Below are 19,589 nucleotides of genomic sequence, written 5' to 3' on the forward strand. Positions count from 1 at the left end.
GCGCATCATGAAGAAAACGCCTGCGTGGATTCAGGTTTTGTTCAGGCGGGTAATGGCAGGATGTGCGCGACATCGCACGCACGCCGCCTCGACGCGCACCCGACGGTGCGCCACTGAAAGGATCTGACTTCATGTCCCAGGACCTCGCCGCGACCAGCGGCGTCACCGAGGTCGAGGAGGAGCGGACGCCGAGCCTGCTCTCCCGCCTGCTCGCCGAGACCTTCGGCACGTTCCTGCTGACGCTCGTGATCGTGGGTGTGCTCGTCTACAGCCCGCTGAACACGGTCGGCGGGCTCGGTGTGGCGCTCGGTGGGGCGTTCGCCTACATCGCGGGTGCCGCGGCCGTCGGCCGCGTCTCCGGAGCGCACTTCAACCCCGCGATCTCGCTGGGTGCCTGGCTCGGCGGGCGCATCTCGATCTCCAGCATGTTCAGCTACTGGGGTGCGCAGCTCGTGGGCGCGATCCTCGCGGCGGCCGTGCTGTTCGCGACCGTGCCGCAGCCGCTCCTCACGCTGCTCGGCAAGGAGAGCACGCCCGACGCCTTCGACTCCGCGGTCAACGGCTTCGCGCAGAACTCCCCGCTCTACCTGCAGACCCAGGGCCAGGCGCAGTTCGACTGGCTCCCGGCCCTGCTGGTCGAGGTCATCATCTCGGCCGTGCTCGTCGGCGTGTACCTCGGTGTCAACGACCCGCGGAGCAAGGTCGGCTACGCCCCGGTCGCCGTCGGCAGCGCCATCGCCGCGCTCACCCTGGTCTCGTGGTTCGTCACCAACGCGGGCATGAACCCGGCCCGCTCCACGGCCGCCGCGCTCTTCGCCAACAGCTGGGGCGCCGACGGCTCCGGCCGCCAGCTCTGGCTGTTCTGGGTCGCGCCGCTCGTCGGCGCCGCCCTGGCCGCGCTCTTCTACCGCGCGTTCGGCTCGGCCGAGGCCGAGGAGGAGCTCGAGGACCTCGACGAGGACGACGACGAGGACGATGACGACGAGTCCGTCGTCGAGCCGGCCGCCGCCGAGCCCGCTGCGACGCCCGCTGCGACGCCCGTTGCCGAGGAGGCCGCGCAGGAGTCCGCGGAGCCCGGGAAGAAGGCCGACGACAAGGCCTGACCACACAGCCTGGTCAAGACCTGATCGCGCACTGCTCGCACGACGGCGGGGCCCCACTCTCTCCCCGGAGGGTGGAGCCCCGGCGTCGTGGGCCCGCTCGGTGACCGGCGGACGACCAGCAGGTGACCGGCGGGTGGCCCGGCCCGGACGGCGTCCGGCAGGCTTCCGTCGCGAAACTCCACCCCGCTACGATCGCGCATCATGGCCGACACCACGCAGAGCTCCCGCGACGCCGACGCCCCGGAACCGGCCGCGGCGGAGCCACAGGTGACGGCCGACGAGCCGGGCGACGCGGACACGACGGCTCGCACGACGACTGACACGACGACTGACACGACGACTGACACGGCGGCCGACACCTCGGCTGGCGCCGAGACGATCGGCACCGACGACGACGCCCCCACCGGCCCTTCCTCGACGCGGGTCGGCTGGGTCGTCGCGGCCTTCCTCTTCTTCTGGCCGCTCGCGATCCCCGCGCTCGTGCTCTCGATGCGGACCGCCGAGGCCAACGGCACGGGCAGCTTCCGCCGCGCCAGGAAGTCGTCGGTGCACACCCTCGACTTCGCGCTCGGTGCGGTGACCACGGGCGTGGTCGGCCTGGTCGCGCTGGCGGTCGGCATCGTGGCCGCACCCACCTACGCGTCGTCGCTCCCGCCGGGCGTCGTCGCGGCGGCCCGGTCGTTCGTGCCCCCGGCGCTGGCCGGCCCGCTGGGCATCGGTGCGCCCGACGACGGCGTCGCCCCGACGTCGACCGCCGCACCGTCCGGCGACCCGTACGCGGACGACCCGTACGCCGAGGATCCGTACGGAGAGGATCCGTACGGAGGGGACCTCTCCGCGCAGGACCCGTACGCCCAGGACCCGTACGGGGACGACCAGTCCGGCGAGGACGCCGGTGAGGGCGGGTACGGCGAGGACCCGGCCGACGGCACCGACCCCGGCACCTCCCCGGAGGACGGCGGCGCGGCGGACCCGGGGCCGGACACGACGGCCACGTCCGGAGCGGAGATCCCCGACCTGGAGGTCGGCGACTGCTTCGACACCAGTGCGACGTCCGGCCAGTCCACGCTGTACCGGATCCCCGTGGTGTCCTGCACCACGGCGCACGGCGGCGAGATCTACGCGGAGACGACGGCCGACGACAGCCTGGCGAAGGACGGCGAGGCGCCCACCCAGCAGGCGCTCTGGGACGCGGCCGACGCCTACTGCTACCCGCAGTTCGCGAGGTTCGTGGGGCTGCGCTGGGCGCGGTCGGAGCTGCTGTACTGGCCCATCGCGCCGTCGGAGGAGAGCTGGGCCGAGGGTGACCGGCGCATCCTGTGCGTCGTCGAGTCGGAGACGCCGGTGACGGGAACGCTGCGGGACGCCGAGCGCTGACCCGTCCGGCGGGAGCCGCGGGAGCCGGGCGCCCGGAGAGCTGGACGGGGAAGAACCAGAGGAAAGGGCTCAGATGCTCGGCGTCGCCACCGCGAGGATGCCGATGAGCACCGCGGTCGAGCCGTAGAGCACGATGTCGATGGTCCGCGTGCGGATCACGAGGCCGACCGGGCTGTCGAGCACCGCGCGGAAGATCGCGCAGACCACGAGCACCACTCCGATGCCGATCGCCCCGGCTCGCGCGCCGGCGACCATGCCGAGCAGGACCGAGAGCACGACGCCGCCGAGCACCATCCAGATCGCGAGGTTGCTGCGCTGCAGCTCCGGGAGCGTCATGTCGGCGGCCTCGCCGCTGGCTGGCTCACTACGGTCAGGCTCCCGGGTGGTCGTCGTGGCGGCCCCGGCCAGGCCTGCCTGTCCGGCGCGTTCGAGCGTAGCGGTTCCGGCGGGGCCCGGCTCGAGGAGCGTCGTGGCGCCACCCGGTGCGCCGGGGGCGGTCCGCGTCTCACTGAGATCCACGGCACGAGAGTACAACCGAAACGTCGCGATTCAGGAGAGCCGTGACCTGCTTGCAACCAGAATGCCAGCGCGTTCCCAGGTTGGCGGCCTGCGAGCTACCGTGAGGTCCATGCCCTCACCCTCAGCACAGGTCCCCAGCAGCGTCGTGGTCGTGGGTGCGGGGCTGGCGGGCGCGCAGACCGCCGCAGCCCTGCGCACGCACGGTTTCGAGGGGCACCTGACGGTGCTCGGCGCCGAGGGCCTGCCGCCCTACGACCGGCCGCCGCTGTCCAAGGAGCTGTTCAAGCGCACCGAGCCGGTCTGGCTGGCCGACGACCTCGGCATCGACCTGCCCGCCCTCGCCGACGACCTGCGCCTCGCTGACCCGGCCGTCCGGCTCCGGGTGGACCGCGAGCACGTGGTCGTGCGGACGGCGTCGGGCGACGACGTCGAGGCCGACGCCGTGGTGCTCGCCTGCGGCAGCGCGCCGGTCCGCCCGGCGGGCTGGGACGCCGCCGTCACCCTGCACACCGCGGCTGACGCCGACCGGCTGCGCGCCGCACTCGTACCCGGCGCCCGGCTCGTGGTGGTCGGCGCGGGCTGGATCGGTGCCGAGATCGCAGGGGTCGCGGCGGGCGCCGGGGCGCGGGTCACGGTCGTGGAGGCGGGCCCGGTCCCGCTGGAGCGCCAGCTCGGCCGCCGGGTGGGCGGCCTGCTGACCCCCTGGTACGACGACGCCGGCGTCACCCTGCTCACCGACATCGCCGTCGACCAGGTGCTGGCCGGGCGGCAGGAGGGTGCGCCGGACGGTGCCCGCGTGACCCTCGACGACGGCCGCGTGCTGGAGGCCGACCTGGTGCTGGCGGCCGTGGGCGCGCGTCCGGCGTCGGGCTGGCTGGCCGGTTCGCTGCCGCTCGAGTCCAACGGCGGCCTGCGGGTCAACCGGGCGGGCCGCTTCATGGGGCTGCACTCCCCCACCGACCCCGCCGGGCACCTGCACCTCGACGCGCTGCGGCGGGTGTGGGCCGTGGGTGACGTCGCCACCCGGGAGCACCCGGTGTTCGGCCCGGTGCCGGGCGGGCACTGGTCGGCCGCCCTGCACGACCCCGAGCCGACCGTCCGCGCGCTGCTCGGCCTGGACGAGCGCGCCGCCGAGCCGGAGCACGTGCGCGCCCGGCTGGGTCTGGCCCCCGTCCCCGCGCACGCGCCGTACGTCTTCTCGCAGCAGCTCGGGCACGACCTGGCGCTGTTCGGCGCGCCGTCCCCGTTCGACGAGGTGGTGCTGCGCGGGGCGCCGCCGGCGCCCGGCGAGCCAGGGGCGGGCAGCGCCTCGGGCGGCAGCGCGGGCGGCTGGACCGCGCTCTACCTGGAGCGCGCGCTGGACCGGCACCCCCGCCGCACCCCGGACGGCCACCGCGTGGCGACCGTCCGGGCGGTGCTGCTCGTCGACTCCCCCCGCGAGGTGGGGCAGGTACGCAAGCTGATGAACCGCAGCGTCCCGCTGGAGATCGACCTGGACCGCGCTCTGGACCCGGGCACGAAGCTCAAGGACGCCGTGCTCTGACCGTGCGGGCGCTCCGGCAGCCGGATCTTCGCGCACGGCGGCGAGACGCCCCGGTAGGTCGCCAGGGACACCTTCTCTCGCGAGCTTCGGTTGCTCTGCGTAGACGTTGTCTACACAGAGCAACCGAGCTCCGCGGGGCACCATGACCCGGCACCCCGATCGCGCCGGGCGCCGCGGTGACCCTCTGTTGGCCTCAGTGCGCGAAGTGTCGCGTGCCCGTCAGGTACATCGTGATGCCGGCCGCCTCGGCGGCCTTGACCACCTCTTCGTCCCGGATCGACCCGCCCGGCTGCACGACGGCGGTGACCCCGGCGTCGAGCAGCACCTGGAGGCCGTCCGCGAACGGGAAGAAGGCGTCCGACGCCGCGACGGCGCCCCGGGCGCGCTCGACCAGCCCGGACTCGCCGTCGGCCAGGGTGTTGGCACGCTCGACCGAGAGGCGGCACGAGTCCACGCGGTTCACCTGACCCATGCCGATGCCGACGGCCGCGCCGTCCTTGGCCAGGAGGATCGCGTTCGACTTGGCGGCCCGCACCGCCTTCCACGCGAAGGCGAGGTCGGCGAGCACCTCGGGCGAGGCGGCCTCGCCGGTGGCCAGGGTCCAGTGCTCGGGGGCGTCGCCGTCGGCCTGGAACCGGTCGGTGGCCTGCATGAGCAGCCCGCCCGAGATGGGCCGGGTCTCGACGGCGACGGCCGGCGCCTCCGGGACGACGAGCAGCCGGATGTTCTTCTTGGCCTGGAGGATCTCCAGCGCCTCCGGCTCGAAGCCGGGGGCGACGACGACCTCGGTGAACACCGGGGCGATCTGCCGCGCGGCGTCCGCGGTCACCGGGCGGTTGGCCGCGATCACGCCGCCGTAGGCGCTGACCGGGTCGGTCGCGTGCGCCTTCGCGTGCGCCTGTGCGATGTCCGCGCCCACGGCGATGCCGCACGGGTTGGCGTGCTTGATGATCGCGACGGCGGGGCCCTCGTGGTCCCAGGCGGCGCGCCACGCGGCGTCGGCGTCCACGTAGTTGTTGTAGCTCATGGCCTTGCCGTGCAGCTGCTCGGCCTGGGCCAGGCCCGTCACGCCGTCGCCTCGGGTGTACAGGGCGGCACGCTGGTGCGGGTTCTCGCCGTACCGGAGCACGTCCGAGCGGTCCCACGTGCCGCCGATCCAGGCCGGGAAGCCGGAGTGCTGCGGCTCGCCGTCGACCGTCACCTCGTCCGTGGGGGACACGACGCTGCCCATCCACGACGCGACGGCGACGTCGTACGTCGCGGTGTGCACGAAGGCCTGGGCCGCGAGCGCCTTGCGCTGCGCGTAGGTGAACCCGCCGGCCCGCACGGCGTCGACGACGGCCGGGTAGGCGGCCGGGTCGACGACCACGGCGACGGACGGGTGGTTCTTCGCCGCGGCGCGCACCATGGACGGGCCGCCGATGTCGATCTGCTCGACGACGGCGTCCGGCCCGGCGCCCGAGGCGACGGTGGCGGCGAACGGGTAGAGGTTCACGACGACGAGCTCGAACGGCGCGATGTCGAGCTGCGCGAGCTGGTCCAGGTGGTCCTGCTTGCGGGTGTCGGCCAGGATGCCGGCGTGCACGCGCGGGTGCAGCGTCTTGACGCGGCCCTCCAGGCACTCGGGGAAGCCCGTGAGCTCCTCGACCGGGGTGACGGGGACGCCGGCGTCGGCGATCTTCGACGCGGTGGAGCCGGTCGAGACCAGCTCGACCCCCGCCTCGTGGAGCGCGGTGGCGAGCTCGATCAGGCCGGTCTTGTCGTAGACGCTCAGCAGGGCGCGCCGGACGGGGCGCTGCGAGTCGTCGGTGAGCTGGACGTCAGGGGTGGACGGGGCGCCGGACATGGCGGTTCTCCTCGCAAGGTAGCTTCGCGGAAAACCCTGGCACCCAGGCGGGCGGCGCGCATCACGGGTCGCTCGGCCGCTCCCCGGTGGTGACCCACCCTCGCCAGTCACGGCCACGGGCAGTCTACCGGTGGCTGCGCCCCGCCCCGCCGTGCGACGGGTCCGCGCCGTCCGAGGCCGGGATCCGTACCTCGAACCCCAGCAGCTCCCAGGCGCGCTCCGCCCGGCGCACCCGGGCGTCGCCGTCAGAGCCCGACAGCCCGCCCGCGACCATCGCGACGGCGAGCAGCAGGTCGTCCGGCGTCGTGCCGGCCGGTGCCGCGCCGGACGCGACGGCCTCGTCGAGCCGGGCGCCCAGCACGGCGGCGACCCGGTCCCCCAGCGCGACCACCCGCCGGTCGGGCTCCCCCGAGCGGACGAGGTCCACGAATGCGACCGAGTCGACGGCGTGCCGCGTGACCAGCCCGAGGAGGTCCGGCAGGGCGACGCCGGTCGCGGCGAGCTCCTCGACCAGCACGACCTGCTCCTCGAAGACCGCCACCACCAGGTCCAGGCGCTCCGGGAAGTGCCGGTAGAGACTGCCCTGCCCCACGCCCGCCCGCTTGGCCACCGCGCTCAGCGGGGCGCCGGTCCCGGCGGTGCCGAAGACCTCGCGGGCCGCGGACAGCAGCGCCGCCCGGTTGCCCGCCGCGGCCCGGGGGCCGAGGTTGAGCGCGCCACCGCGCGCCGCGGACGTGCGAGGAACCGCGCCGCGTCGAGGGTCGCGAAGCACACCGGTCATGGCGCTATCCTAGATACCGGACAACGTTGTCCGGTATCGATCACGTTCGAGGAGCACACCATGGCACTGACCGTTCACTCCACCGTCGGCGAGTGGCTCGACCACCCTGTCGGCGGCCAGATCCTCGCCGGGCTCCTCGCACAGGGCGGCGCCACCCCGGACTCCCTGACGCCGGCCCGCGGCCTGCCGCTGGAACAGCTCGTCGCCCTGTCCGGGGGTGCGTTCCCCGCCGAGATGCTCGACGGCCTGATGGCCGCCTACCGGGAGGCCGCACCCGAGGAGGCCGGCGAGACCGCGGACTCGGACACCGCGGATGCCGAGCACGCCGCCACCGGCACGGCCGCAGGCTGGTCCGAGCGGATCACGACCGGCCGGTTCGCCGGGCAGACCGTGGTCGTCACGGGCGCGGCCTCCGGCATCGGCCGGGCCGTCGCCTCCCGGGTGGCCCGCGAGGGCGGCCGCGTGATCGCCGCCGACATCTCCGCGCAGAAGCTCGACGACCTCGCGTCCACGCTGACCGACCTGCCCTCCGGGGCGCAGGTCGTGCCCGTGGCGGGCGACATCTCGGACGAGGACGACGTCGCCCGGATCGTCGCCGCCGCGGAGGGCCGCGTGGACGCGCTGGCCAACGTCGCCGGGATCATGGACGACATGTCGGCGGTCCACGAGGTCAGCGACGCCCTGTGGGAGCGGGTGCTGCGCGTGAACCTGGAGGGCACGATGCGACTCACCCGCGCCGTCGTGCCGGGCATGCTGGCGGCCGGCCAGGGCCGCATCGTCAACGTCGCCTCGGAGGCCGGGCTGCGGGGTTCCGCGGCCGGCGCGGCCTACACCGCCTCCAAGCACGCTGTGGTCGGGCTGACCAGGTCGAACGCCGTGATGTACGCCAAGCACGGCATCCGCACCAACGCCGTGGCGCCCGGCGGCGTCGCCACGGGCATCCCCGTGCCCGGCCAGGCGGAGTTCGGCGCGGCGGTGCTGCGCCCGCACCAGGTCAACATCCTGAGCCTCGCGATGGCCGAGGAGCTCGCGGCGACGATCACGTTCCTCCTCTCGCAGGACTCCGTGAACCTCAACGGCGCGATCGTCGCGGCGGACGGCGGCTGGTCGGCCGTCTGAGCGGAGCGGCCGTCAGGTGACCGATGGCGTCCGCGCCGCCGGCCAGTCGATCGCATCGACGGCCCAGGTGTCCGGCGTGCCGATCCGCATCAGCGGACGGGTGAGGGCAAGGGCCACGAGCACGATCAGCACGGCGCCCGTCATCACCCAGAGCGTGCCGCCGATCCCCCAGCCCTCCAGCAGCGCGCTGCCGAGCACGGGAGCGGCGGGCGCGGCGATCAGCCCGGTCAGGCCGAGCAGCGACGTGGCGCGGCCCATCATGCGGTCCGGGATGATCACGGTGAGGTAGCCGGTGAAGCCCGCGTTGAGCGCCGGGTACAGGAACACGCCGACGGCGAGCATCGCGACGAACACCCAGTACGTCGGCGCCAGCGCCATGACGGCGAGCGCGACGGCGAGCAGCCCGATGGTCAGCACACCGAGCCGGCCTACCCGCGCGCGCCGCACGATCGGGCCCGCGACGACGGCGCCTGCCAGCATGCTGATCCCCGCGCACGCGTCGACCAGGCCGATGAGCCGCGGGTCGGTGCCGGTGCGCACCAGCTCCAGGTTGACGGCCACGACCAGCGCGATCGAGGTCAGGTTCAGCAGCGTGATGAGCACGAGCACCGCCCGGAACAGCGGCACCTGACCCACGAACCGCAGCCCCTCGCGCAGATCGGCCAGCGGGTGCGTCGCACCCGTGCGCTCCTCGCCCAGCGGGCGGCGCACGAACGAGACCGCCACCAGCTCGATCGCGTGCCCCACCACGGACGCCGTGAACGGCAGCACGTGCGCCATGCCGTACAGGAAGCCGCCGACGGGCCCGGCGAACAGGGCGACGGCCGCCATCCGCCCCTGGTTGACCGCCATCGCGTCCGCCATCTGCGCAGCGGGCACGACGGCGCGCAACGCTGCGCCCGACGCCGGGTTCACGAACGCGCTCACCGTCGAAGAGCCGAACAGGACCAGCGCCAGGTGCCAGGCGCCCAGGGCGCCCGCCAGGCCGGCGACGAGGACGGTTGCCCACAGGGCGGCACCCGTCGCCGCCGCGACCACCAGCAGCAGCCGACGGTTGACCCGGTCGGCCACCACGCCGGCCGGCAGCGTCGCCAGCAGGGCACCCACCTGCCCGACGCCGCTGATCAGCCCGGCCTGACCCACCGAACCCGTGACCTCGAAGGCGAGCAGCGGGATCGCGAACGTCCCGACGCCGGCGCCGATCGCCTGCGCGAACCGTCCCGTCGTGAGCAGCAGGTAGGCCGCGTTCCGGCGGAGCGGCACGTCCGAGGATCCGGCGGACGGCGAACCGGCGGCCGGCGACGCGGAGTCCGACGACGCGGCCCCCGGAAGCGCGGCCCCCGCAGACACGGCCCCCGGAGACACGGCGTCCGGGGAGGGCGCGCGCCGCGGCGGAGGATCGGTCGGTGGGCGATTGGCCGAGGTCTCGACGGTCACGCGGCACAACGTAGCGGTCACGCGTGTCGAGCGGGTGAAATGTCCGCGATGCTGGCCCGAGAGCGCGGACAGGACGCACGCGCGCTCACTCGATCGGCTGCGTCCACCGCCGCGGAGGTAAGCGCCCGGCGGTCAGCGGCCGATCGTCGCCCGGCGGCCCGTGACGTACAGGCCCTCGCGGGCCACGCGGCCCACGGTCTCGACGAGCAGGGCCCGCTCGGCGGTCTTGATGCGCTCGGTCAGGGTGGGCTCGTCGTCATCCTCGTGCACGGGCACGGCGGTCTGGGCGATGATCGGACCGGTGTCCACGCCGTCGTCCACCAGGTGCACCGTGCTGCCGGTGACCTTGACGCCGTGGGCGAGCGCGTCACGCACACCGTGCGCGCCGGGGAAGCTGGGGAGCAGCGCGGGGTGCGTGTTGAGCATGCGCCCCTCGAACTTGCGCACGACGTCCGGTGCCAGGATGCGCATGAACCCGGCCAGGACCACGTAGTCGGGCTGGAACACGGAGATCGCCTCGAGCACACCGGTGTTCCATGCCGCCCGGTCCTCGAAGTCCTTCATGGCCACCACGGCCGAGGCCACACCGGCATCCCGGGCCAGGTCCAGCGCGCCCGCGGACGGACGATCTGACACGACGCCGACGACGCGCGCGCCGTAGGCGGGGTCGCCGTGCGCGGCCAGCAGTGCACCGAGGTTGGACCCGCCGCCGGAGGCGAGCACCACCAGGCGCTTGGCGGAACTGGACTCGACGGGGTGACCGGAGGGCGTCTGCACGCCCCCAGCCTACTTTCCCCGGTGGGCTCCGGAGGCTCCGCCGGAGTCCTCGGCCGCACCCAGGTCGACGTGCGCACCCGGCTCGCGTGAGACGTCCCACGCGCGGCCGGGGTCGCCGAGGACCTCGCCGCCGACGGGCTCGGGCTCGTCCGGCGACGCCTCGAGACCGAGCTCGGCCGCGAGGTCCGGCACCGGGCGTCCCGGCGTCCGCTCACCGCCGCCAGGCCCGGCCGCGTCAGCCGCGTCCAGCTCCTCCGCGCCCAGCCCCGCCACGTCCAGCCCGTCCCGGCCGGCGTCCGGCCCGTCCTCACCGGCGTCGGACCGCACGGGGGCCGGGCGGCGCAGCCACGTCACCAGGTCCTCCCCGATCTCACCGCGCCGTGACACCACGTCGAGCTTGGCGCCGAGCAGCACGGCGGCCGCTCCCCCGGCCACCTCGGCCGACACCAACCCTGCCGTCACGAGGGGCTGCGCACCGACGACGGCGAGCCGGCCCGGACCGCCGGCCCCCGCCGCGACCCACTGCCCCAGCAGCACGAGCACGCCCGGGGTCAGGACCGTGCCGGCCAGCACCCAGCCGACGTCGGGCCAGCGGACCAGGGACGGCTCCAGCCGCCGCCAGGCGAACAGCCCCGCCACGACGCCGCACGCGACCACCAGCACCGGCGACCAGGCGCTCACCGCGTTGGCCCAGTCCGCCCCCGGCAGGGCACCGAGGAGCGGGATCGCCGGCAGCGGGCCGGAGACCGTGCCGTACGGGGTGAAGCTCGTCCCCGCGCCGATCGCGAACCCCGGGCCCGCGAGCCACGACACCGCCCACAGCACGAGGTTCGGCAGCAGGGCGAGCTGCGCCACGGCGAACACCACGCCCCCGGCCCAGCCGGGTTCGAGCGCGGTGATGATGTCCGACGACGTCGCGCGCCCCGCCACCGCCCAGGCCACCACGAGCAGCGCGGCGCCCCCTACGAGCGCAGCGGTCACGACCGCACCCGCGCGCAGGCCGAGCCGGAACGTCGGGGGCACGAGGTCGAGGCCGGTGAGCCGCAACGCCAGGGCCTCGGTCCGCTCGCCGATCTCGGCCGGGGCGGGAGCGTCCGGGCGGGCCAGGATGCCGAGCCCCGTACCGAGCCCGCCCACGACCAGGCCGGCCACCGCGGCCACGGGGAGCGACCAGCCGGGCGCGCTCCCGGCGAACGCCGCGACCGCCAGGGTGCACAGCGCGTAGGTCACGGCACCGGCGACCCACGCGCGGACGGAGGTCGCGGCGAACCGCTTGGCCGACACGTAGACGGCGAACAGCGCGAGCGCCGTGATGCCGAGCGGCGCCAGGGAGAGGGTGAACTCACCGGTGCTGAGCGGTACGCCGTGGCCGAGCAGCCAGATGCCCATCGCGACGTCGACGGCGGAGCGCACGTGGACGGCGTCGTCGGCCGCACCGGAGGGTGCCCCCTGCGCCGCCGTGCCGACGAGGTAGGCGACCACCGCCGGGAGCACCACGACGGCGAGGGAGAGGACGAGCGCCTGCCCCGCGGCGAGGACGCCGACGACGACGTCGGACAGGCCCGACGACGCGGCTGCCGCCGGCGGCTCGTCGACGAGCCGGCTGCGTCGGGCGGCCGGCCGGCTCGCCGGACGGCTCGTCCGGGCACCCGGGGTGCGGGATGCCGTGCTCGTGCGGGGTGGTGCGCTCACGGCCCCATCTTCACCCGCTGGTTGCTGTCACACCGGGGACCTGGCTCGGCGTGGCCCGGGTGAACTTGCCGAAAAATCACTGCCGAGCATGGTGCCGGCGGTGTGTTCTGCGGTAAAAGACCCGGTTCGCGGCCCCGAACGCGCCGAGGCCCCTCCTTCCGGACGGTTCCGGAGCGAGGGGCCTCGACGTGGCGTGCTCAGCCGGGTGGCGTCAGAGCGACTGCAGGATCTCCCGCATGAGGTCGGCGGTCTCGGACGGCGTCTTGCCGACCTTGACGCCGACGGCCTCGAGGGCCTCCTTCTTCGCCGCGGCAGTGCCGGACGAGCCGGACACGATCGCGCCCGCGTGGCCCATCGTCTTGCCCTCGGGGGCGGTGAAGCCCGCGACGTAGCCGACGACCGGCTTGGTGACGTGCTCCTTGATGTACGCGGCGGCACGCTCCTCGGCGTCGCCGCCGATCTCGCCGATCATCACGATCGCCTTGGTCTCCGGGTCGTTCTCGAAGGCCTCGAGCGCGTCGATGTGCGTGGTGCCGACGATCGGGTCGCCGCCGATGCCGATGGCGGTCGAGAAGCCGAAGTCCTTCAGCTCGTACATCATCTGGTAGGTCAGCGTGCCCGACTTCGACACGAGACCGATCGGGCCCTTGCCCGTGATGGTGTGCGGCGTGATGCCGGCGAGCGACTCGCCCGGGGTGATGATGCCGGGGCAGTTCGGCCCGATCATCCGGGTCTCCTTGCCCTGCAGGTACGACCACACCTCGGCGGTGTCCTGCACCGGCACGCCCTCGGTGATGACCACGAGCAGGCCGATGCCCGCGTCGATGGCCTCGATGGCGGCGTCCTTGGTGAAGGCCGGCGGCACGAAGACGACGGAGACGTCCGCGCCGGTCTCGGCCATGGCCTCCTTGACGGTGCCGAACACGGGCAGCGTCACGTCGTTGCCCGCCTGGTCCTTGTGCGTCACCGTGGTGCCGGCCTTGCGGGCGTTCACGCCGCCGACGATCTGCGCGCCGGAGTCCAGCATCAGGGCGGTGTGCTTGGCACCCATGCCACCCGTGATGCCCTGGACGATGATCTTCGAGTCCTGGTTCAGGTAGATCGACATTGTCTTCTTGTCTCTGCTTTCGACGTCTTCAGCGGGCGATCAGGCGGCGGCAGCCTTGGCGGCGGCAAGGTCGGCGCCGCCGTCCATGGTGTCGGCGAGGGTGACGAGCGGGTGGTTGCGCTCGTTCAGGATCTGGCGGCCGAGCTCGACGTTGTTGCCGTCGAGGCGGACGACCAGCGGCTTGGACGCCTCGTCGCCGAGGATGTCCAGCGCGCCCACGATGCCGTTGGCGACCTCGTCGCAGGCGGTGATGCCGCCGAAGACGTTCACGAAGACCGACTTGACCTGCGCGTCGTTCAGGATCACGTCGAGACCGTTCGCCATGACCTGGGCGTTGGCGCCGCCACCGATGTCGAGGAAGTTGGCGGGCTTGACGCCGCCGTGCTTCTCGCCGGCGTAGGCGACGACGTCGAGGGTGGACATGACCAGACCGGCGCCGTTGCCGATGATGCCGACCTCGCCGTCGAGCTTGACGTAGTTGAGGTCGTTCTCCTTGGCCTTCGCCTCCAGCGGGTCGGCCGCGGCGGAGTCCTCGAGCTCGGCGTGCTCCGGGTGCCGGAAGCCCGCGTTCTCGTCGAGGGTGACCTTGCCGTCCAGCGCCACGATGTCGCCGTCCTCGGTGCGGACCAGCGGGTTCACCTCGACCAGCGTGGCGTCCTCGGCCTTGAAGACCGTCCAGAGCTGCTGGATGACGGCGGCGACCTTGCCCTTGAGCTCCTCGGCGAAGCCCGCGGCGTCCACGATCTCGGCGGCCTTGGCCTCGTCGATGCCGACGGCCGGGTCGACGGCGATGCGGGCCAGCGCCTCAGGACGCTCGACGGCGAGCTGCTCGATCTCCATGCCGCCCTCGACGGAGCACATGGCGAGGTAGTTGCGGTTGGACCGGTCCAGGAGCACCGAGAAGTAGAACTCCTCGGCGATCTTGGCGCCCTGGGCGATCATCACGCGGTGCACCGTGTGGCCCTTGATGTCCATGCCGAGGATCTCGGAGGCCTTCTCAGCGGCCTCCTCGGGCGAGTGGGCCAGCTTGACGCCGCCCGCCTTGCCACGACCACCGGTCTTGACCTGGGCCTTCACGACGACAGTACCGCCGCCCAGCTTCTCGGCGCCTTCGCGAGCCTCCTCGGGGGTCGTCGCGACAACCCCGCCCAGCACGGGCACGCCGTGCTTCTCGAAGATGTCGCGCGCCTGGTATTCGAACAGGTCCACCCTGCTGCGTCCTTCCATCGGGATGCGGCTCGGACGTCGTATCGCCCGGAGCCCGGCTGAAGCGATGTCTCGACGTCAAGACATCCCCGTACAGAGTAGCCCTGGATTGCTTGTGCTTCCGAACGAGAGCGGCGGTATTCCGGGCCTCTTCGGCACAGACGTGTGGCACACGTCTCGATCGCGGAGATTCGTCAACCAGGGTTGACACCGGGCAGCGCTGTCAACCATAGTTGACACATGAACCAGCAAGCACTCGTCGCGTCCGCCGCCGGGGACGACCCCGCCCAGGGGCTGCGCGCCGTCCGGGCCCTGCGTGAGCTGGCCGACCGCCTCGAGACGCTCCAGGTGGAGCGGGCGCGGCGGCTCGGCTGGTCGTGGCAGGAGATCGCCGAGGCCCTCGGCGTCTCGCGGCAGGCGGTCCACAAGAAGCACAACAGGAGGATCTGATGTTCGAGAGGTTCACCAAGGACGCCCGCGCCGCCGTCGTCGACGCCCAGCAGGTGGCCCGGGACGCGCACAGCGAGCAGATCGACACCCGTCACCTGCTCGTCGCCCTCGCCTCGGCCCCGGGTCCGGCCCGCACCGCGCTGTCCGACGGCGGCGTGGACGTCGGCGGGCTCGTCGACCGCACCCGCGCGGACATCGCCGCCGGCGACGAGCTCGACCCCGGCGCGCTGGCCGCCGTGGGCATCGACCTGGACGAGGTGACGCGCCGCACGGAGGAGACCTTCGGCGAGGGTGCGCTCGCCCGGGCGGGCCGCGTGCTGCGCGGGCGGCGCAAGCACATCCCCTTCACACCGGACGCGAAGAAGTCGCTGGAGCTCGCGCTCCGCGAGGCGATCCGGCTGGGCTCGAAGGAGATCCACGGCGGGCACCTGCTGCTCGGCCTCACCCGCGCCGACTCCCCCGCGCGGCGCGTCCTGGTCGACGCCGGCGCCGACGTCGACCAGGTCCGGCAGCGCGCCGAGGGCGGGGCGCAGGCCGCCTGACCCGGGGTGCGGCACGGCCCGTCGTGGCCGGGTCGTGTCAGATGACCGGTGTCGGCCACCGAACCGGCGTCCTCGTTACACCCGCGAAACCCAGCGCGCGGCACCCGGCGGATAGGAAAAGGAACACCACTGTCGAAAGGGACATCCGTGTTCACCTTCTCCACCCGTGCCCGGGCCCTGGTCGCCGCCGGCGTCACAGCGGCCCTGGCCGTCGGGGCCGCGTCGGCGTCCGCCGCGACGCCCGCGCGCCCCGGCGGTCCGGTCCCCCCGGACCGGACCGCCACCGCGCTCCCGCCATCGGCGGCAGGATCGCGCAGCGTCACCCTCATCACCGGCGACACCGTCACCGTCGCCACGACCGCCGACGGCACGACCGTCACGACGGTCGCCGGACCCGGCGGGACGACGTCGTCCTACCACCGCACCGAGCGCGACGGCAGCACCTACGTCTACCCGGACGCCGCACTGTCGTACGTCACGGCCGGTGTGCTCGACGACCGCCTGTTCAACGTCACGGAGCTGCTCGCGAACGGCTACGACGACGCGAGCAGCGACTCCCTGCCGCTCATCGTCCGCTACACCGACGACGCGGCCCGGTCCCGCGGCACGACGCCACCCGCCGGCGCCGACGTCGTGCGGCCGCTGCCGAGCCTGGACGGCGCCGCCGTCGAGCAGGACCGCGACGAGGCGGCCGCGTTCTGGTCCGGCCTGACCGGCGACGGGGCGTCTGGCGACGGCGTGCCTGGCGACGGGGACTCCGGCGACGGGGACTCCGCCCGCCGGGGCGGTGAGCCCGCGTTCGCGGGCGGTATCGAGAAGATCTGGCTCGACGGCCCGGTCACGGCCGACCTCGCGGAGTCCACGGCGCAGATCGGCGCGCCCGAGCTGTGGGCCGCGGGCAACACCGGTGCGGGCGTGGACGTGGCCGTGCTCGACACGGGCATCGACCCCACCCACCCCGACCTGGCCGACCAGGTCGCCGCGAGCGCCAACTTCGTGACGAGCGAGGACTACGTCGAGGACTACCAGGGGCACGGCACGCACGTCGCGTCGACCATCGCGGGCACCGGGGCCGCCTCCGACGGGCTCGAGCGGGGCGTCGCCCCGGGCGCGCGGCTGCACGTGGGCCGCGTGCTCGACAGCAACGGCCGCGGTCTGGAGTCCTGGATCATCGCCGGCATGGAGTGGGCCGCGCGGGACCAGGACGCCCGGATCGTCAGCATGAGCCTCGGCGGCGCCCCCGCCGGCGCGGACGACCCGATGGCGACAGCCCTGGACGAGCTCACCGCCGAGACGGGCGCCCTGTTCGTGACGGCCGCTGGCAACGACGGTCCGCGCTCCATCAGCACCCCGGCCCTGGCCGACTCGGCCCTCGCCGTGGGCGCCGTGGACGCGACCGACACGCTGGCGGACTTCTCCAGCACCGGCCCGGCGCTCGACGGCGGGATCAAGCCCGAGGTCACCGCGCCCGGCGTCGACGTGCTCGCCGCCCGGTCGCAGCTCGTGCGCGGGTCGGGGATGTACACGACGATGAGCGGCACCTCCATGGCCACCCCGCACGTGGCGGGTACCGCGGCCCTGGTCGCGGCGGCGCACCCGGACTGGACGGCCGAGCAGATCAAGGAGGCGATCGTCAGCACGGCCGTGCCGACCCCCGCCTACACCGCCTACGAGGCCGGCAGCGGACGGATCGACGCGCCGGCTGCCGTGGCCGCGGAGGTCTTCGGTACCGCGAGCGCCGGGTTCGGCTTCCACCCCTGGGGCTCGGACGTGGACGAGCCGGTGTCGAAGCCGATCACGTACACCAACCTGGGTGACGCACCCGTCGAGCTCGGCCTCGCGGTGGACGGCGGGGTGGACGGCGCCCTCCCGCAGGGGTTCCTGACGCTGTCGGCGGCCGCCGTGACGGTGCCTGCGGGCGGCACGGCGTCGGTGACGCTCACGGCCGACCTCTCGCTGCTGCCCGCGGAGGCGGACCTCAGCGCGACGGTCGTCGCGACCGATGGCAGCGGCGCGGTCCGCGCGCGGACGCTCACGGGCGCGAGCCGCGAGGGCCAGCGCCAGGAGCTGACCGTCACCGTGCTCGGCGACGACGGGCGCCCCGCCGCGGGCAAGCTGCTCGTGACGTCCGACGACATCTTCGCCGGTGCCGACCTGGACGAGACGGGCACGGCCGTGCTGCGGCTCCCGGTGGACAGCTACAGCGGCTGGCTGTCGGTCGACGTCGAGGGCGCGAACGGGCCGGGGTCGCTCGGCACCGCGCTGCTGAGCTTCGTGGACGTGGACCTGAGCCAGGACCGCTCGGTCGTGCTGGACGCACGCAAGGCGGTCCAGGTGCGGGCCGAGGTGCCGCAGGACACCGACCCGGCCTCGATGCGCCTGGACGTGATGCGGCAGTTCCCGAACGGCGGCTACACGGCGAGCTCGATGTTCCCCGCGGGTGAGTACGACAGCCTGTGGGCGCTGCCGACGGGCAAGAAGGTGACCGAGGGCCTGTTCGAGTTCGGGACCCAGTTCCGCCTGGAGCAGCCGGCGCTGACGGTCGGGGGCGCCCGCCCCGGGTTTGCCGGCCTCGACGACCTGCGGGTCAAGCGGGGCGCCGAACCGCTGCCGGCGGGGACGCGCACGTTCCGGGTGGTCGAGGCCGCCGGCCTCGCGGACCTCGCGGACCGTGCCCGGCAGGCGGGGCACGGCGGGACCGGACCGGGCCTCCGGGGCACCGCCGTCGTCGTACGGGCCGCCGGGACCGACGAGATCGCACCGCTCGCCCAGGCCGCGGCCGACGCCGGGGCGCGGCTGCTGCTCGTGGTGCACGACGGTGCCGGGCGCCTGACCCCGTGGGACGAGTCCCCGTGGATCCCGGGCGAGCCGGCACCGCTGACGGTCGCCACGCTCACGTCCGGGCAGGGAGCCGAGCTGCTCCGGTCCCTGGACCGGCACCGGCCCGAGGTCACGGTCACGTCCCACCCCACGACGGACTACACGTACGACGTCGTGCACCACTGGACCGGCGCCGTGCCGGCCCGGCCCACATGGACCTCGACGCGGCGTGACCTGGCGCGGGTGGACATGTCGTTCCGCCACCACCGGCAGGGTCCGGCGCTGGAGGCCCGGTTCGACGTCTGGCACGGGTGGACGGCGGGCAACCAGCTCGTCGCACCCGCGCAGGGTGAGCGGACCGACTGGGTCACCGCCGACGTGCCGTGGACGCAGAGCGCGTACCTGCCGGGCGAGATGGGGCAGTCGTCGGCCGAGGTGCTGCGGTACGCGGCCCGCTCGACCAGCGACGTGACCTGGTTCGGCCCGGTCCTGCGCCCGCGCATGGGGGCGCTGGACTCGCAGCCGGTGCGCTACCTGGACCAGATGTACGTGCCGGTTCCGGGCTGGGGTGACTCGGGCGGCGGGCACATCGGCAGCACGGGTGGCGGGAACTTCGACGTCCGCAACCGGGCCACGCTCTACCAGGGCGACACGGAGCTCCTGTGGAGCAACGCGGAGTTCCTGCCGGTGAACGGCGGCCTGCCCGCCGAGGAGCTGCCGTACCGCGTGGTGGTCGACAACGACCGTGCCGCCTGGTCCGGCCCGTACTCGACGCACACGCTCACCGAGTGGACCTTCACGTCGGGGGCGAGCGGGCCGGAGGCCGCCGAGCCGCTCCCGCTGATCCAGCTCGACTACGACGTGGACACCGACACCGCGGGACGTGCCGCGCGCACCGCCCGCCTGTCGGTGACGCCGTCGCACCTGCCCGGGATCGAGGCCACGGTGGGCCGGCCCACGGTCGAGGTGTCGTACGACGACGGGGCCACCTGGCGCCGGCTCGACCTCACGCGGGACCGTGGTGCCTGGTCGGCCCGCCTGGCGGCTCCGCGGGGCGCGCAGTTCGCGACCCTGCGGACCACGGTCGAGGACAGCGCCGGCAGCTCGGTGTCCCAGACCCTGACCCGGGCGTTCGGGCTGCGCTGACGCGCGGGGGCGGCTGACGCGCGGGGCGCGGCGGCGTGCGGCCGGCGCGGTGCGGCGCAGCGCGTGCGGCGCGGCGGCGCAGCGCGGATGTGCGCTTCTACCCAGCGATCAGGCCCGGAATTC

General features: G+C 74.1%; 15 protein-coding genes. 7 read left to right on the plus strand and 8 right to left on the minus strand.

The genetic code is table 11. The features are described 5' to 3' along the window. Positions 1–131: 131 nt before the first annotated feature. Both ACIG47_RS14655 and ACIG47_RS14660 read left to right on the plus strand, forming a co-directional pair. Positions 132–1,103, plus strand: a complete 972-nt coding sequence (locus ACIG47_RS14655) for an MIP/aquaporin family protein (protein ID WP_397431642.1) — start codon at positions 132–134, stop codon at positions 1,101–1,103. A 201-nt stretch (positions 1,104–1,304) separates the two neighbouring features. Then, positions 1,305–2,480, plus strand: a complete 1,176-nt coding sequence (locus ACIG47_RS14660) for a septum formation family protein (protein WP_397431643.1) — start codon at positions 1,305–1,307, stop codon at positions 2,478–2,480. A 69-nt stretch (positions 2,481–2,549) separates the two neighbouring features. Here ACIG47_RS14660 and ACIG47_RS14665 read toward each other — a convergent pair whose 3' ends face one another. Beyond that, the gene (locus ACIG47_RS14665) at positions 2,550–2,999 is read right to left on the minus strand and encodes a DUF3017 domain-containing protein (RefSeq protein WP_397410501.1); all 450 of its coding nucleotides are present in this window, start codon (positions 2,997–2,999) and stop codon (positions 2,550–2,552) included. Positions 3,000–3,108: 109 nt separating this feature from the next. Here ACIG47_RS14665 and ACIG47_RS14670 point away from each other — a divergent pair, with 109 nt between their 5' ends. After that, positions 3,109–4,542, plus strand: coding sequence for an NAD(P)/FAD-dependent oxidoreductase (locus ACIG47_RS14670; protein WP_397431645.1), 1,434 nt, complete (start codon positions 3,109–3,111; stop codon positions 4,540–4,542). A 193-nt stretch (positions 4,543–4,735) separates the two neighbouring features. Here ACIG47_RS14670 and purH read toward each other — a convergent pair whose 3' ends face one another. Beyond that, a complete protein-coding gene (purH, locus tag ACIG47_RS14675) occupies positions 4,736–6,388 on the minus strand; it encodes a bifunctional phosphoribosylaminoimidazolecarboxamide formyltransferase/IMP cyclohydrolase (protein WP_397431647.1) in 1,653 nt (550 codons plus the stop codon). Between the two features lie 124 nt (positions 6,389–6,512). Next, a complete protein-coding gene (locus tag ACIG47_RS14680; RefSeq protein WP_397431648.1) occupies positions 6,513–7,169 on the minus strand; it encodes a TetR/AcrR family transcriptional regulator in 657 nt (218 codons plus the stop codon). Positions 7,170–7,229: 60 nt separating this feature from the next. Between ACIG47_RS14680 and ACIG47_RS14685 the strand changes: the two genes are divergently transcribed. After that, the gene (locus ACIG47_RS14685) at positions 7,230–8,288 is read left to right on the plus strand and encodes an SDR family NAD(P)-dependent oxidoreductase (protein ID WP_397431650.1); all 1,059 of its coding nucleotides are present in this window, start codon (positions 7,230–7,232) and stop codon (positions 8,286–8,288) included. A 12-nt stretch (positions 8,289–8,300) separates the two neighbouring features. On the opposite strand, the gene ACIG47_RS14690 is transcribed toward ACIG47_RS14685, so the two are convergent. From ACIG47_RS14690 to sucC, 5 genes are all read right to left on the minus strand, one after another. Further along, a complete protein-coding gene (locus tag ACIG47_RS14690; RefSeq protein ID WP_397431651.1) occupies positions 8,301–9,551 on the minus strand; it encodes an MFS transporter in 1,251 nt (416 codons plus the stop codon). A 306-nt stretch (positions 9,552–9,857) separates the two neighbouring features. Then, the gene (gene purN, locus ACIG47_RS14695) at positions 9,858–10,502 is read right to left on the minus strand and encodes a phosphoribosylglycinamide formyltransferase (protein WP_397431652.1); all 645 of its coding nucleotides are present in this window, start codon (positions 10,500–10,502) and stop codon (positions 9,858–9,860) included. Positions 10,503–10,511: 9 nt separating this feature from the next. Further along, the gene (locus ACIG47_RS14700; RefSeq protein WP_397431654.1) at positions 10,512–12,194 is read right to left on the minus strand and encodes a DUF6350 family protein; all 1,683 of its coding nucleotides are present in this window, start codon (positions 12,192–12,194) and stop codon (positions 10,512–10,514) included. A 211-nt stretch (positions 12,195–12,405) separates the two neighbouring features. Then, positions 12,406–13,302, minus strand: a complete 897-nt coding sequence (sucD, locus tag ACIG47_RS14705) for a succinate--CoA ligase subunit alpha (protein ID WP_119139663.1) — start codon at positions 13,300–13,302, stop codon at positions 12,406–12,408. Positions 13,303–13,341: 39 nt separating this feature from the next. Then, complete coding sequence (gene sucC / locus ACIG47_RS14710; RefSeq protein ID WP_397410481.1) at positions 13,342–14,511, minus strand: ADP-forming succinate--CoA ligase subunit beta; 1,170 nt, start codon at positions 14,509–14,511, stop codon at positions 13,342–13,344. Positions 14,512–14,748: 237 nt separating this feature from the next. Here sucC and ACIG47_RS14715 point away from each other — a divergent pair, with 237 nt between their 5' ends. From ACIG47_RS14715 to ACIG47_RS14725, 3 genes are all read left to right on the plus strand, one after another. After that, the gene (locus ACIG47_RS14715) at positions 14,749–14,958 is read left to right on the plus strand and encodes a helix-turn-helix domain-containing protein (RefSeq protein ID WP_397410479.1); all 210 of its coding nucleotides are present in this window, start codon (positions 14,749–14,751) and stop codon (positions 14,956–14,958) included. Further along, positions 14,958–15,500 carry a Clp protease N-terminal domain-containing protein gene (locus ACIG47_RS14720; protein ID WP_397431656.1) on the plus strand — a complete coding sequence of 181 codons (543 nt, stop codon included), beginning with the start codon at positions 14,958–14,960 and terminating at the stop codon, positions 15,498–15,500. Before ACIG47_RS14715 ends, ACIG47_RS14720 begins: the two co-directional genes overlap by 1 nt. Positions 15,501–15,647: 147 nt before the next feature. Further along, positions 15,648–19,466 (plus strand): S8 family peptidase, encoded by a 3,819-nt coding sequence (locus tag ACIG47_RS14725; protein WP_397431658.1) that lies wholly within the window; start codon positions 15,648–15,650, stop codon positions 19,464–19,466. Positions 19,467–19,589: the final 123 nt, after the last annotated feature.

This window comes from Promicromonospora sp. NPDC052451, assembly GCF_044547525.1.
Lineage (GTDB): Bacteria > Actinomycetota > Actinomycetes > Actinomycetales > Cellulomonadaceae > Promicromonospora.